Source organism: Streptomyces sp. R35, assembly GCF_041053035.1.
Lineage (GTDB): Bacteria > Actinomycetota > Actinomycetes > Streptomycetales > Streptomycetaceae > Streptomyces > Streptomyces lutosisoli.
Window position 1 is genome coordinate 6,608,561 of record NZ_CP163440.1, and the last position, 13,733, is coordinate 6,622,293.

General features: G+C 67.7%; 11 protein-coding genes and 4 pseudogenes. 9 read left to right on the top strand and 6 right to left on the bottom strand.

Translation table 11 applies throughout. From position 1 onward, the window contains the following. Positions 1-149 precede the first annotated feature (149 nt). Positions 150-851 (bottom strand): Crp/Fnr family transcriptional regulator, encoded by a 702-nt coding sequence (locus AB5J50_RS30065; RefSeq protein ID WP_369261313.1) that lies wholly within the window; start codon positions 849-851, stop codon positions 150-152. Between the two features lie 459 nt (positions 852-1,310). Here AB5J50_RS30065 and rpsL point away from each other — a divergent pair, with 459 nt between their 5' ends. From rpsL to AB5J50_RS30095, 6 genes are all read left to right on the top strand, one after another. Continuing rightward, a complete protein-coding gene (rpsL, locus tag AB5J50_RS30070) occupies positions 1,311-1,682 on the top strand; it encodes a 30S ribosomal protein S12 (RefSeq protein WP_003948652.1) in 372 nt (123 codons plus the stop codon). A gap of 2 nt (positions 1,683-1,684) precedes the next feature. Further along, complete coding sequence (gene rpsG, locus AB5J50_RS30075; RefSeq protein WP_003974303.1) at positions 1,685-2,155, top strand: 30S ribosomal protein S7; 471 nt, start codon at positions 1,685-1,687, stop codon at positions 2,153-2,155. Between the two features lie 39 nt (positions 2,156-2,194). Continuing rightward, the gene (gene fusA / locus AB5J50_RS30080) at positions 2,195-4,324 is read left to right on the top strand and encodes an elongation factor G (protein ID WP_369261314.1); all 2,130 of its coding nucleotides are present in this window, start codon (positions 2,195-2,197) and stop codon (positions 4,322-4,324) included. Between the two features lie 142 nt (positions 4,325-4,466). Next, the gene (tuf, locus tag AB5J50_RS30085) at positions 4,467-5,660 is read left to right on the top strand and encodes an elongation factor Tu (RefSeq protein WP_330306701.1); all 1,194 of its coding nucleotides are present in this window, start codon (positions 4,467-4,469) and stop codon (positions 5,658-5,660) included. Positions 5,661-5,885: 225 nt separating this feature from the next. Then, complete coding sequence (locus AB5J50_RS30090; RefSeq protein WP_369261315.1) at positions 5,886-8,909, top strand: glycosyl hydrolase 115 family protein; 3,024 nt, start codon at positions 5,886-5,888, stop codon at positions 8,907-8,909. Positions 8,910-8,950: 41 nt separating this feature from the next. Next, the gene (locus AB5J50_RS30095; protein WP_369261316.1) at positions 8,951-10,015 is read left to right on the top strand and encodes an endo-1,4-beta-xylanase; all 1,065 of its coding nucleotides are present in this window, start codon (positions 8,951-8,953) and stop codon (positions 10,013-10,015) included. Positions 10,016-10,019: 4 nt separating this feature from the next. Here AB5J50_RS30095 and AB5J50_RS30100 read toward each other — a convergent pair whose 3' ends face one another. The 5 genes and pseudogenes from AB5J50_RS30100 to AB5J50_RS30120 all read right to left on the bottom strand — a co-directional run. Then, positions 10,020-11,246 carry a cytochrome P450 gene (locus AB5J50_RS30100; RefSeq protein WP_369261317.1) on the bottom strand — a complete coding sequence of 409 codons (1,227 nt, stop codon included), beginning with the start codon at positions 11,244-11,246 and terminating at the stop codon, positions 10,020-10,022. A 64-nt stretch (positions 11,247-11,310) separates the two neighbouring features. Beyond that, positions 11,311-11,646, bottom strand: a pseudogene (locus AB5J50_RS30105) (Uma2 family endonuclease); the annotation flags it as partial. 7 nt (positions 11,647-11,653) lie between these two features. Beyond that, a complete protein-coding gene (locus AB5J50_RS30110) occupies positions 11,654-11,836 on the bottom strand; it encodes a hypothetical protein (RefSeq protein ID WP_369261318.1) in 183 nt (60 codons plus the stop codon). 72 nt (positions 11,837-11,908) lie between these two features. Beyond that, positions 11,909-12,256, bottom strand: coding sequence for a hypothetical protein (locus tag AB5J50_RS30115; protein ID WP_369261319.1), 348 nt, complete (start codon positions 12,254-12,256; stop codon positions 11,909-11,911). A gap of 99 nt (positions 12,257-12,355) precedes the next feature. Continuing rightward, positions 12,356-12,496, bottom strand: a pseudogene (locus AB5J50_RS30120) (helix-turn-helix domain-containing protein); the annotation flags it as partial. Between AB5J50_RS30120 and AB5J50_RS30125 the strand changes: the two are divergent. The 3 genes and pseudogenes from AB5J50_RS30125 to AB5J50_RS30135 all read left to right on the top strand — a co-directional run. Continuing rightward, positions 12,495-12,710 (top strand): annotated as a pseudogene (locus tag AB5J50_RS30125) (Scr1 family TA system antitoxin-like transcriptional regulator); the annotation flags it as partial. The pseudogenes AB5J50_RS30120 and AB5J50_RS30125 overlap by 2 nt on opposite strands. A 32-nt stretch (positions 12,711-12,742) precedes the next feature. Beyond that, positions 12,743-12,888 (top strand): annotated as a pseudogene (locus AB5J50_RS30130) (DUF397 domain-containing protein). A gap of 433 nt (positions 12,889-13,321) precedes the next feature. Beyond that, positions 13,322-13,723 carry a hypothetical protein gene (locus tag AB5J50_RS30135; RefSeq protein WP_369261320.1) on the top strand — a complete coding sequence of 134 codons (402 nt, stop codon included), beginning with the start codon at positions 13,322-13,324 and terminating at the stop codon, positions 13,721-13,723. Positions 13,724-13,733: the final 10 nt, after the last annotated feature.

A 13,733-nucleotide genomic window follows, 5' to 3' on the forward strand; every position in this document is an offset into this window, starting at 1 on the left:
CGGGGTGGTTCGTCGGCTGCGGGCCGGTGGGGGCCGTTTGCGCAGTTCCCCGCGCCCCTTAAGGGGCGCGGGGAACTGCGCAATCTTTTAGGGGCACCCCCACCCACCCGCACCCGACACACAACCGAACGGGGTCGAAGAGGCGGAGCTCAGCCTCGGGCGATCTGGCGTAGTACATCCATCCGTACGATCACCATCGCCCGCCGCCCCGTCACGACCGCCCCCCGCTCCCGCAGCTCCTTCAGCAACCGTTGGACCATCTCCCGCGACGCCCCCACCGACCCCGCCAGCTCCTGCTTGCTCAGGGGGACGGAGAGTTCGATGCCCTCGGCGGTGCGGCGGCCGTTGGTGCGGGCGAGGTCGAGGAGGAGGGCGGCGAAGCGTTCGCGGACGCTCATGGAGGCGAATTCCAGGCGGCGGCGGTCGGCGGCGCGCGTCCGGTCGGAGGTGAGGCCGAGGAGGGCGAAGGAGACGCCGGGGGAGCGGGCGAGGAAGGCCGTGAAGTGTTCGCGGACGACTGCGACAGTGCGGACGGGTTCCAGCGCGGTGACCGTGGCCGAGCGGGGGCGGCCCGTCAGTGCCGCCGACTCGCCGATGATGTCGCCCGGTCCGCGCAGCGCGAGCAGCGCCTCGTAACCGTTGGCGGCCGCCGCGGTCACCTTCGTCCAGCCGTGCGTGACGATCAGCACGTGCGAGGACGGCTCGCTCTGGTGCAGGAGCACCATCCGGGGGGCGAAGGAGAGCTCGTGGCCGAGGGAGAGGAGCGCGGAGCGGTCCTCGCTCTCCAGGCGGGCCAGGAACGGCACCCGGTCGTCCAGGCCCTCGTCCCCAGGTAAGTGTGCGGCCGTCATGAAGTCCCCCGTCCCCCGTACCCCGTGCCCCGGGGCTAGTCGCTCATCGCCCGTAGCCCGATGATTCGGCGACCCTCCCGACGGGCCCGAGGCCCTCCGATCGGCACCGCGACCGAACAACGTACTGAACGGATCATGGCCAGCGCCGCGAAACCGCACATATTCACAGAGTGACCGGCTGGAGCGGCCGAAGAGAAGCGTGACAAGTCCGGCGTGTCGGGCCCCACGGCATTTGTTTTGACCGAAGTCGTTGAGGTAGGTACGCTCAGACCTTGTGCCTGGGGTGTGCCCTGGCTCCCGTGCGTGCCTTCAACCGCACAGGGGGAGCCGTAGGCGGCCACCGTATTCTGCGCTCTTTCCGCCTCGCGGCGGGAGTCTGCAGCTTCGACACACCCGACCGCGTGGGTCGGCGACGTTCCAGGTTAGCTTCACCATCGGCACACAGAAACCGGAGAAGTAGTGCCTACGATCCAGCAGCTGGTCCGGAAGGGCCGGCAGGACAAGGTCGAGAAGAACAAGACGCCCGCACTCGAGGGTTCCCCTCAGCGTCGCGGCGTCTGCACGCGTGTGTTCACGACCACCCCGAAGAAGCCGAACTCGGCCCTGCGTAAGGTCGCGCGTGTGCGTCTGACCAGCGGGATCGAAGTCACCGCTTACATTCCGGGTGAGGGACACAACCTGCAGGAGCACTCCATCGTGCTCGTGCGTGGTGGCCGTGTGAAGGACCTGCCGGGTGTTCGCTACAAGATCATCCGAGGTTCGCTTGACACGCAGGGTGTCAAGAACCGCAAGCAGGCCCGCAGCCGCTACGGCGCCAAGAAGGAGAAGTAGAAATGCCTCGTAAGGGCCCCGCCCCGAAGCGCCCGGTCATCATCGACCCGGTCTACGGTTCCCCTCTGGTGACCTCCCTGATCAACAAGGTGCTGCTGAACGGCAAGCGCTCCACCGCCGAGCGCATCGTCTACGGCGCCATGGAGGGCCTGCGCGAGAAGACCGGCAACGACCCGGTCATCACGCTCAAGCGCGCTCTGGAGAACATCAAGCCGACCCTCGAGGTCAAGTCCCGCCGCGTCGGCGGTGCGACGTACCAGGTTCCGATCGAGGTCAAGCCCGGTCGCGCCAACACGCTCGCGCTGCGCTGGCTCGTCGGTTACTCCCGCGCCCGTCGCGAGAAGACCATGACCGAGCGTCTGCTCAACGAGCTTCTCGACGCCTCCAACGGCCTCGGTGCCGCTGTGAAGAAGCGCGAGGACACCCACAAGATGGCCGAGTCCAACAAGGCCTTCGCGCACTACCGCTGGTAGTCGCTACCCCCATCGAGACCGAGAGAAGACCGAAGCCTTATGGCTACCACTTCACTTGACCTGGCCAAGGTCCGCAACATCGGGATCATGGCCCACATCGACGCGGGCAAGACGACCACCACCGAGCGGATCCTCTTCTACACCGGCGTCAGCTACAAGATCGGTGAGGTCCACGACGGCGCCGCCACCATGGACTGGATGGAGCAGGAGCAGGAGCGTGGCATCACGATCACCTCTGCTGCCACCACCTGTCACTGGCCGCTTGAGGACAACGACTACACGATCAACATCATCGACACCCCCGGGCACGTCGACTTCACGGTCGAGGTGGAGCGTTCGCTCCGCGTCCTCGACGGTGCCGTCACGGTGTTCGACGGTGTCGCCGGTGTCGAGCCGCAGTCCGAGACGGTGTGGCGTCAGGCCGACCGTTACGGCGTGCCGCGCATCTGCTTCGTGAACAAGCTTGACCGTACCGGCGCGGAGTTCCACCGCTGCGTCGACATGATCAAGGACCGCCTCGGTGCGCAGCCGCTCGTCATGCAGCTGCCGATCGGCGCCGAGATGGACTTCAAGGGCGTTGTGGACCTGGTCCGCATGAAGGCGCTCGTGTGGTCCGCCGAGGCCGCCAAGGGCGAGATGTACGACGTCGTCGACATCCCGGCCACGCACACGGAGGCTGCCGAGGAGTACCGCGGCAAGCTGATCGAGGGCGTCGCCGAGAACGACGAAGAGATCATGGAGCTGTACCTGGAGGGCCAGGAGCCCACCGAGGAGCAGCTGTACGCCGCGATCCGTCGCATCACCATCGCGTCCGGCAAGTCCACCGACACCACGGTCACCCCGGTGTTCTGTGGCACCGCGTTCAAGAACAAGGGCGTTCAGCCCCTGCTCGACGCGGTCGTGCGCTACCTCCCGACCCCGCTTGACGTCGAGGCCATCGAGGGCCACGACGTGAAGGACCCCGAGGTCGTGGTCAAGCGCAAGCCGTCCGTGGACGAGCCGCTGTCCGCGCTCGCGTTCAAGATCATGAGCGACCCGCACCTGGGCAAGCTCACCTTCGTCCGGGTCTACTCGGGCCGCCTGGAGTCCGGCACTGCCGTGCTGAACTCCGTCAAGGGCAAGAAGGAGCGCATCGGCAAGATCTACCGCATGCACGCGAACAAGCGTGAGGAGATCGAGGCGGTGGGCGCCGGCGACATCGTCGCCGTGATGGGCCTGAAGCAGACCACCACCGGTGAGACGCTTTCGGACGACAAGAACCCGGTCATCCTGGAGTCCATGGACTTCCCGGCGCCGGTCATTCAGGTCGCCATCGAGCCCAAGTCCAAGGGTGACCAGGAGAAGCTGGGTGTAGCCATCCAGCGTCTCGCGGAGGAGGACCCCTCCTTCCAGGTTCACTCGGACGAGGAGACCGGCCAGACCATCATCGGTGGTATGGGCGAACTGCACCTTGAGGTGCTGGTCGACCGTATGCGCCGTGAGTTCAAGGTCGAGGCCAACGTCGGCAAGCCGCAGGTCGCGTACCGCGAGACGATCCGCAAGGCCGTCGAGCGTCACGACTACACGCACAAGAAGCAGACCGGTGGTACCGGTCAGTTCGCCAAGGTGCAGATCGCGATCGAGCCGATCACCGAGACCGACGGTCCGGCGTACGAGTTCGTGAACAAGGTCACCGGTGGCCGTATCCCGAGGGAGTACATCCCTTCGGTCGACGCGGGTGCGCAGGAGGCCATGCAGTTCGGCATCCTGGCGGGCTACGAGATGACGGGCGTTCGCGTCATTCTTCTCGACGGTGGCTACCACGAGGTCGACTCCTCCGAGCTCGCGTTCAAGATCGCCGGTTCGCAGGCCTTCAAGGAGGCCGCGCGCAAGGCTTCTCCCGTGCTTCTTGAGCCGATGATGGCCGTCGAGGTCACCACGCCCGAGGACTACATGGGTGAGGTCATCGGCGACATCAACTCCCGCCGTGGCCAGATCCAGGCCATGGAGGAGCGGATGGGTGCCCGGATCGTCAAGGGTCTGGTGCCGCTCTCGGAGATGTTCGGCTACGTCGGCGACCTCCGCAGCAAGACCTCGGGTCGCGCAAGCTACTCGATGCAGTTCGACTCCTACGCCGAGGTTCCCCGGAACGTCGCCGAGGAGATCATCGCGAAGGCCAAGGGCGAGTAACACACCCCGTTTACACGCTTTAGGCTTGACACCGACCGCCGGGGATGACCCGGGAGGGAAAACCCCGGCGGGCGGCATCCCAGCAAAGATCACCTGGCGCCGATGAGTAAGGCGTACCAGAACCACTCCACAGGAGGACCCAGTGGCGAAGGCGAAGTTCGAGCGGACTAAGCCGCACGTCAACATCGGCACCATCGGTCACATCGACCACGGTAAGACGACCCTCACGGCCGCCATTACCAAGGTGCTGCACGACGCGTACCCGGACCTGAACGAGGCCTCGGCCTTCGACCAGATCGACAAGGCTCCTGAGGAGCGCCAGCGCGGTATCACGATCTCGATCGCGCACGTCGAGTACCAGACCGAGACGCGTCACTACGCCCACGTCGACTGCCCCGGTCACGCGGACTACATCAAGAACATGATCACGGGTGCGGCGCAGATGGACGGCGCCATCCTCGTGGTTGCCGCCACCGACGGCCCGATGCCGCAGACCAAGGAGCACGTGCTCCTGGCCCGCCAGGTCGGCGTTCCCTACATCGTTGTCGCCCTGAACAAGGCCGACATGGTGGACGACGAGGAGATCCTGGAGCTCGTCGAGCTCGAGGTCCGTGAGCTCCTCTCCGAGTACGAGTTCCCGGGCGACGACCTGCCGGTCGTCAAGGTCTCGGCGCTCAAGGCGCTCGAGGGCGACAAGGAGTGGGGCCAGTCGGTCCTGGACCTGATGGCCGCCGTCGACGAGGCGATCCCCACCCCGGCGCGTGACGTCGACAAGCCGTTCCTCATGCCCGTCGAGGACGTCTTCACGATCACCGGTCGCGGTACGGTCGTCACCGGCCGTATCGAGCGTGGTGTCCTGAAGGTCAACGAGACCGTTGACATCATCGGCATCAAGCAGGAGAAGACCACCACCACGGTCACCGGCATCGAGATGTTCCGCAAGCTGCTCGACGAGGGCCAGGCCGGTGAGAACGTCGGTCTGCTCCTCCGTGGCATCAAGCGCGAGGACGTCGAGCGCGGCCAGGTCATCATCAAGCCCGGTTCGGTCACGCCGCACACCGAGTTCGAGGCCCAGGCCTACATCCTGTCCAAGGACGAGGGTGGCCGCCACACGCCGTTCTTCAACAACTACCGTCCGCAGTTCTACTTCCGTACGACTGACGTGACCGGTGTTGTGACCCTCCCCGAGGGCACGGAGATGGTCATGCCGGGCGACAACACTGAGATGACCGTTTCGCTCATCCAGCCCGTCGCCATGGAAGAGGGCCTGAAGTTCGCCATCCGTGAGGGTGGCCGGACCGTGGGCGCCGGCCAGGTCACCAAGATCAACAAGTAGTTCTTGTTGGCTTGACAGCCTGGTAGCTCCATAGAGCTCCTGAAGGGGCCCGTACGACTTCGGTCGTACGGGCCCCTTTGCCATGCCCGGAGCCGCGAGGCCCCCGCCCGGCGGTACCTCCGAAACTATTCGACGCCGACGACCCATTCCCCCCACGTGTCCCTCCCTCCACTATTTGTCATGCCGCTGAGCAAATTCGTACGCCGTCGGGGCGAGGGGTGAGGCATGTCTGGAGACGTCAGCCGCAGAACCGTTCTCGGTGCCGGGATCGCGGCGCTGCCGGTGTTGTCGGGGGTGGCGTGGGCGGCGGATTCGGGGCCGCGTGCCACCGACCCCGGCGCGTACATCTCCTTCACCGGTGGGGCCTTCTCGCTCGTGGGCGCCCCGGTGGTGGTCTCCCCGGAGGATCACCCCGGAGTCGTACGGGTGGCAGGGGATCTCCGGGACGACATCGAGCGGGTGACGGGCGTGCGGCCCGGTGACGCGATGGCGCGGGAGGTCGTCCTGGTCGGGACGATCGGGCGCAGCGCGCTGATCGACGGGCTCGTCGCCTCCGGGAAGCTGGACGTCGCAGGGGTGCGCGGGAAGTGGGAGACCTCGCTGCAGACCGTCGTGGAGCGGCCGATCCCCGGGGTCGAGCGGGCCTTCGTCGTCGCGGGCAGCGACCCGCGCGGCACGATCTTCGGGGCGTACGACGTCTCGTACGGCATCGGGGTCTCGCCCTGGTACTGGTGGGACGACGTGCGCCCGGTCCACCGCGACGCGCTCTACGTGCTGCCGGGGCGGCACACCCAGGGCACGCCGGCGGTGAAGTACCGCGGGATCTTCATCAACGACGAGAACCCGGCGCTGGGCACCTGGGCGCCCGCGTACTTCGGCCCCGGCAAGGCCCCCGGCCACGACGGCGGTTTCACCGCGGACTTCTACGCCAAGGTCTTCGAGGTGCTGCTGCGTCTGAAGGCGAACTATCTGTGGCCGGCGGTGTGGGGCCGTGCCTTCGCCGAGGACGACCCCGAGAACCACGTTCGTGCCAAGGAGTATGGAATTGTCATGGGCACGTCTCACGAGGCGCCCATGATGCGGGGCATCGAGGAGTGGAACCGGCACGCGGTACCCGCCGTGCGCGACAGCGGGGGAGCCGTCGTGACGCCGGGACACGACCCGTACGGCGGTACGGGGGAGTGGTCGTTCCGCCGCAACGCCGACGCGATCAAGGCGTACTGGCGCGAGGGCATCAGGCGGATGGCCGACCAGGACTTCGAGGGCGTCGTCACGCTGGGGATGCGCGGCAACGGCGACACGAGCCTGCCGGACGGCGACGGCGTCGAGCTGATGCGGGAGATCATCGACGCGCAGCGGGAGATCATCGCCGAGGTCACCGGCCGTGATCCGGCCTCGGTCCCGCAGGTGTGGACGCTCTACAAGGAGGTCCAGCGGTACTGGGACCGGGGGCTTCGGGCGCCGGAGGACGTCACGGTCGTCCTCACCGACGACAACTGGGGCAACATCCGCAAGCATCCCGACCCTGCCGAGCCCGCGCGGACCGGCGGCTACGGCCTGTACTACCACTTCGACTACGTCGGGGCCGGCCGCAACTACAAGTGGGTGGACACGACCTCCCTCCCGAACCTGTGGGACCAGCTCCACCAGGCCGTCGCATACGGGAACCACGGGCTGTGGGTCACGAATGTGGGAGACCTCAAGGGCAATGAGCTGCCCACCGAGTTCTTTCTCGACTACGCCTGGAATCCGGACCGTTGGGGCCTGTCGTCGCTCGGCGAGTGGGAACGCCGGTACGCCCGGCAGAACTTCGGCCCGGCGCAGGCCTCGGAGATCGCGGACGTACTGGCGACATACGGGCAACTCCAGTCGCGACGGAAGCCCGAGCTGCTCAACCGCCGTATCACGGGGAGCGGTTCGGACATCGTGTACGACGACCAGGCCACCCCCTTCTACGGCCGCGAGCTGGAGCGGGTGACGGACGAGTGGCGGGAGCTCGCGGCGCGGGCCGGGCGGATCGCGCGGCGGTTGCCGGAGTCGGCGCAGGACGCGTGGTTCGAGCTCGTCGGGTACGAGGTGCTGGCGACGGCGAATCTGTACGAGCTGCGGGAGGCGGAGTTCACGAACCTGCGGTACGCCGAGCAGGGCCGGGCGGCGACGAACGACCTGGCGGCAGCGGCGGAGGCCGGCCTGGAGAAGGACCTGGCCCTTGCCGAGCGCTTCAACTCCCAGGTGGCGGGCGGGAAATGGCGCGGCTTCCAGACGCAGCCGCACATCGACTACGGGGATGTGGAGCGGTACGGGGCGAACGCGGGGTGGCAGCAGCCGGAGCTGAACAACGTGGCACTGCCCGATGTGCTGTTCCCCGCCGTGCGGCGCATCTCGCTTCCGGACGCGGCCGGGCTGGGGGTGGCCGTCGACGGCTCCCTGGACGAGACGGTCGTGCTGAACCCCTACCGGACGGGATCGGCGCCGTACATCGAGGTGTTCAACCGGGGCCGCGACGCCTTCGACTACCGGATCGAGGTGTCGGTGCCGTGGATCACCGTGGACCGCCCGCGGGGGAGGGTCTCGGACCAGGTACGCGCCGTGGTGAAAGCGGACTGGTCGCGGGCGCCCCTGGGCCGTACGGAGGCGGAGATCACCGTGCGCGGCGCCGGTGCCGCCGTGGCCGTACCGGTGATCGCCGAGCATCCGTCGCCGCGTGGCCTGCGGGGATTCGTGGAGGCGGGCGGGTACGTCGCGGTGGACGCGGACCATTACGAGCGGGCCGTGGGCACCTGGCAGCGGATCGAACGGATCGGCCGTACGGGGGCGGGGATGACACCGTTCCCGGTCACGGCGGCCCGTCAGACGCCGGGGCGTGCGGCCTCGCCCCGCCTGGAGTACGAGGTGAGCGTGCTGACGCCGGGTGCGGTGACCGTCTGGGCGTACGTGTCCCCGCGCAACCCGGCGCTCGCGACCGGTGGCCTGCGCTACGCGCTCTCCTTCGACGACGCCGAGCCGCAGACGGTCGACATCCACGCGGCCACCGGCGCGGACGACGGCCTGATGAACAAGCAGTGGGCGCGCCACACCTCGGACAACGTGAACGTGACGTCGACGAGGCACACGATCGCGGCGCCCGGCGTGCACCGCCTGACGTTCTGGACGGTCGACCCGACCGTGGTGCTCCAGCGCCTGGTGATCGACACCGGCGGACTGACACCGACGTACCTGGGCCCGCCGGAGAGCCACCGCGTCAGCTGAGACCCCCACGCCCTTCGCGCACTTCTACGAGAGGACCGCACATGAAGAACCTCCGCCTGCCCGCAGTCGCCCTGATGGGCGCCGCTCTGCTGGTCACGGGCGTCGCGCAGCCGGCGTCGGCGCACGCGTCGCAGCCCGCCCCGCTCCGGGCACTCGCCGACCGGGCGGACGTCCGGATCGGCACCGCCGTGAACATGACGGCGCTGGCCGACGACACCACGTACCGCCGTACGACCGCCCGCGAGTTCAGCTCGGTGACGGCCGAGAACGTCATGAAATGGGAGTCGGTCGAACCCCAGCGCGGGACGTACGACTGGTCGGAGGCGGACGCGCTGGTGCGCTTCGCGCGGGACCACGGTCAGGCCGTACGCGGGCACACCCTGCTCTGGCACAACCAGCTGCCGGGCTGGCTGACGGCGGGCGTCGCGGACGGGTCGATCGACGCGGCGGAACTGAAAGGGATTCTGCACGACCACATCACCACCGAGGTGAAGCACTTCAAAGGCAAGATCTACCAGTGGGACGTGGTGAACGAGGTCTTCAACGACGACGGCACCCTGCGGAACTCGATCTGGCTCCAGCAGCTCGGCCCGTCATACATAGCCGACGCCTTCCGCTGGGCCCACGCGGCCGACCCGAAGGCGAAGCTCTTCCTGAACGACTACAACGTCGAGGGGATCAACGCGAAGTCGACGGCGTACTACGACCTGGCGAGCCGGCTGCGCGCCGAGGGCGTACCGGTGCAAGGGTTCGGCATCCAGGGCCACTTGGGCATTCAGTACGGCTTCCCGGGCGATGTCTCCGACAACCTCGCCCGCTTCGCCGGCCTGGGCGTGCAGACGGCCTTCACGGAGGTGGACGTGCGGATGGTCCTGCCCGTGGACGCCGAGAAGCTGGCGACCCAGGCGACGTACTTCCGCGGTCTCCTGGACGCCTGCCTCGGCTCGCGCAGCTGCACGTCCTTCACCGTCTGGGGCTACACCGACAAGTACTCGTGGGTGCCGGGCGTCTTCACGGGGCAGGGCGCGGCGACCCTGATGGACGAGGACTTCGTGACGAAGCCGGCGTACGCGGCGGTGCGGGAGGGCCTGGCGTCCGGACGGTGACCGGTCACCAGGCGATCGGCAGGGAGAGGGGGCCGCGGATCATCGTGCGCTGCCGGAAGGGGACCTCGTCGGCGGGTACGGCGAGGCGGAGGTCCGGGCAGCGCGCCAACAGGGTGTCGAACAGCATCTCGATCTGCATACGGCACAGGACGGCGCCCGTGCAGTAGTGCGGCCCGTTGCCGAACGCCACATGGGCGCCGGCGTCCCGGTCGAAGTCGATGAGGTCGGGGTCGGGGAAGACGTCCGGATCGCGATTGGCGGCCAGGTAGGAGACGTAGACCGGGTCGCCCGCGCGGATGCGGATGCCCTGGATCACGACGTCCTCCAGGGCGACGCGGGGCAGGCCGACGGCGGCGCGGTGGGGGATGTAGCGAAGGAGTTCGTCGATGGCGGCGGGGCGCGCTGCGGGGTCGTTGCGCATGCGTTCCATCAGGTCGGGACGGGTCAGCAGGAGGTAGAACATCTGGCCGCTGTTGTTGGTGAGCGCCTCGCCGCCGATCTGGAGCGGGCCGGCGACGCTGACCGCCTCCTCCTCCTTGAGCTCACCGCTCTTCACCGCGCCGCCGAGCAACGACAGGACGTCGTCCCCGTCGCCGTCCTGCCGGTCGCGGATGGCCTGTCCGATCCACCCGAACAGGTTCTTCTTTGCGCGCTCGGAGGCCTCGGCGCCGCCCGCGGTGGAGATGATCTCCCGCGTCCAGGTGTGCACCTTCTGCCGCTCGTCGGCGGGTACGCCCATGACCTCGCAGACGACGGAGATCGGGAACGGTTCGAGGACCCGCTCCACCAGATCGGCGGGCGGCCCGTCCTGCACCATTGCGTCGACCAGCTCGTCGAGGATCTCCTGGGCGCGGGAGCGCAGCCGCTTCACCGCGCCCACGGTGTACGCGGTCGAGGCGGCACGGCGCAGCCGGTTGTGGTCGGGCTGGTCGGCCCACGCCAGCGCCCCGGGCCGCGGCGCGAAGTGCGGCGCCAGCCGGGTGAACTGCCGGACGGACGCCTCCTTCCGGCTGAACCGCGGATCGTTCGTGATCATCTTCACGTCGTCGTACCGCGTCGCCAGCCACGCCCAGCTCTCGTCCCCGTGCGGAAGCCGGATCCGGGTCAGCGGCCCTTCCTTCATCAGCTCCGCGAGCACCGGTTCGAACTCGGTCCCGCGCAGCTGCCCGGCGGGCCAGTCATGAACGGGCGGAAGGGGCGGCTCGGCCAGGGTGGTGGTCTCTTCTGCCATGGGTCCACCATCGGGCGCGGGGCGTGAGCTGTCGCGGGGGAGTGCTCCAGACGGAGGTCGGGGCTCAGCCCTCGGGGTAGTGCGGCAGGTCTGAGGTCGAGATCGTCCAGTCGGCGATGGTGACGTCTTCGCCGTACACGAAGTCCTTGCGGGTGGCGTAGCGAGGGCCGTCAGGAGTGGAAAGGATGTCGGTGAGGACGGCACCCGTGGCGGTGCGTGGGTCGCAGATGGCGTAGGTCGGGACACCGAGCAGCGGATAGTCGCGCATCTTGCCCACCCAGTCGTTCTCGGGGTTGGACCGGGAGACCACTTCGATGGCGGCGATGAGCGTACGGGGATCGATGGAGCCCTCGACGTTCAAGTCGGCCCACGCGATGACCATCACATCAGGGTGACGCAGTGGGAGTTCAGAACCCCAGACAGGTGATCTGGACGACGTAGACACGTTCGCTGCGTACGACGACCTGATACGCGAACATGCCGCCAGGGACGATGATGTTGCCGCCTTTCGGGTCGAAGCCCTCGTGGGCCCGGCCGTGGACGTGGACAGCCTCGGCGGCTCTGACCAGCTCGTCGGCTTTTCGTTCCACCTTGGCGAGGAAGTCAGCAGGAGCCGTGCGGGCCGGTTTCTTCCGCGCCGAAGGCGTACTCCCACTTTCGGCTCACGTGCGGACCGCCCGCATGGATTCGTCCAGGACGGCGCTCAACTCTCGCAGGGCTTCGCGTGCAACAGCCGGGTCTTCGTGCTCCAGGTTGCCCTTCGCGCTGGTGTAGCGGGCGGACAGATCAGGGCGGCGGGCGATCCCGATCTCCCTGGCCCAGATCAGGACCCAGCTCTGCACAGGACTCAGGGACTGCCGATCGACCGCCTTGGCGAAGGCTTCGTCCTTCTCGGTTTGCATCTCGTCCAAGCGACTGGGGGCGACCACGGCGAGGGCCGCGCGCAGGGCGTCGGGCGTCTGCTCGGGGCGGGGAATCAGCTCGTGGCCATGGTCGGACCGTGTGCGCATGGTGTCCTCAAGGGGCCCCGATCAGGGTATCGGGCCATGGCGGCACAGCCCGGTGCCGGTGGTGAACGCTCATGTCAGGCGGCCTCCAGGAGATCGGATCGGCAGCCGCTCCCGCGTGCGGGACAGATAGCCGTGCGCCTCCAGCTCCCGCAGGGCCACCGCGATCCTCGTCTCGCCCTCGGGGAAACGGGCGGCGAGCGTCTTGATGTCCACGCGGGCCTCGGCGGGCAGCGACTGGATTCTGCGCCGACAGCTTGAACGCCTTCTGGAAGTGGCTCAGTTGCCGAACGTCGAATTCCACGTGATGCCGACGGCGCGTGCGGATCAACCGGGAACAGGAGGGCGGATCCAGGTGCTGAAGTTCGGAGACGAGACGGGCATGGGACGGACCGACGACGAGTTTGGCGGTCGCCCGGTTTCCGACCCGAGGCAGCTCCGGATCCTCGAACTGCGACCCGCAAGACCCCTGTCGGGGAGGCTTCCGAGCTGGTGTGGTTCAAGAGCAGCTACAGCGACAGCAGCAACGGCAACGACTGCGTCGAAATAGCCCCCCCACCTCCATCCACCTCCGCGACTCCAAGAACCCCCAGGGCCCCCGCCTCGCCTTCGTCACGTACGCCTTCGAGGCCTGACTCCTCGTCAACTGAACTTGCCTCGCCTGTGGTTGATGCCATGGGCGGGGTCTCTCTTTGTTCGGTGCGGAGTTGGAATCGTTGTTGTGGCGCACGTCACTGCACATGTAAAGGTCGCGGAGAGTGGCCACCCAAACGGGGCGCATGTCGAAGTTTTGAGTGAAATTCGACGATGGCCACAACGAGTTGGCTACTTTCAGGCGTTGCCCCTGTCCGGCGCGCAGGATTTTATGCGTTGCCTGTGAAGAGCCTGGGTGGCTACAGTCCCGACGTCTTCATTCGAACGGGGTTTTGAACGGGGAGGCCAGTCCTCGTCCCGCCGTGGAGACGCTGCGTAACACGACCAATTCCAGGGGGAATTATGTCTGCATTCGGCAGGAACCTGACTCGCCTCGCCGTAGCCGCCTCAGCCGTTGCCGCGATGGGAGTTGCCGTGCCGAGCACCCCGGCAGCCGCCGCTTCCGCGACGGTCTGCGGCACGGGGTACGAGTTCACCGACGCCAAGGCGCTGCCCAACGCCACCACGCGCTACGCGACGCTCTTCTTCTACATGAAGGGCAACAGCGCCTGCGCGATCCTCGACAACAACACGGGGGGCTCCGCCAACTACATGGACCTGCAGATGTGGCCGGGTGACAACAAGGCGGCCGGTGACCGCGACCACGGCAACTTCTCGGAGTACGCGGGCCCGGTGTACAGCAGCACCCTCGCGACCGGAGGCCGCTGCGTCGGCATCTCCGCGCTGATGAAGAACGAGGCGGGCACCTCCAACCTCGTCAACTGGAAGGGCGGCTACGTCTTCGCCGTCGACAACAGCTCGTCCGACTGCGCCTGACCAGCTGCCC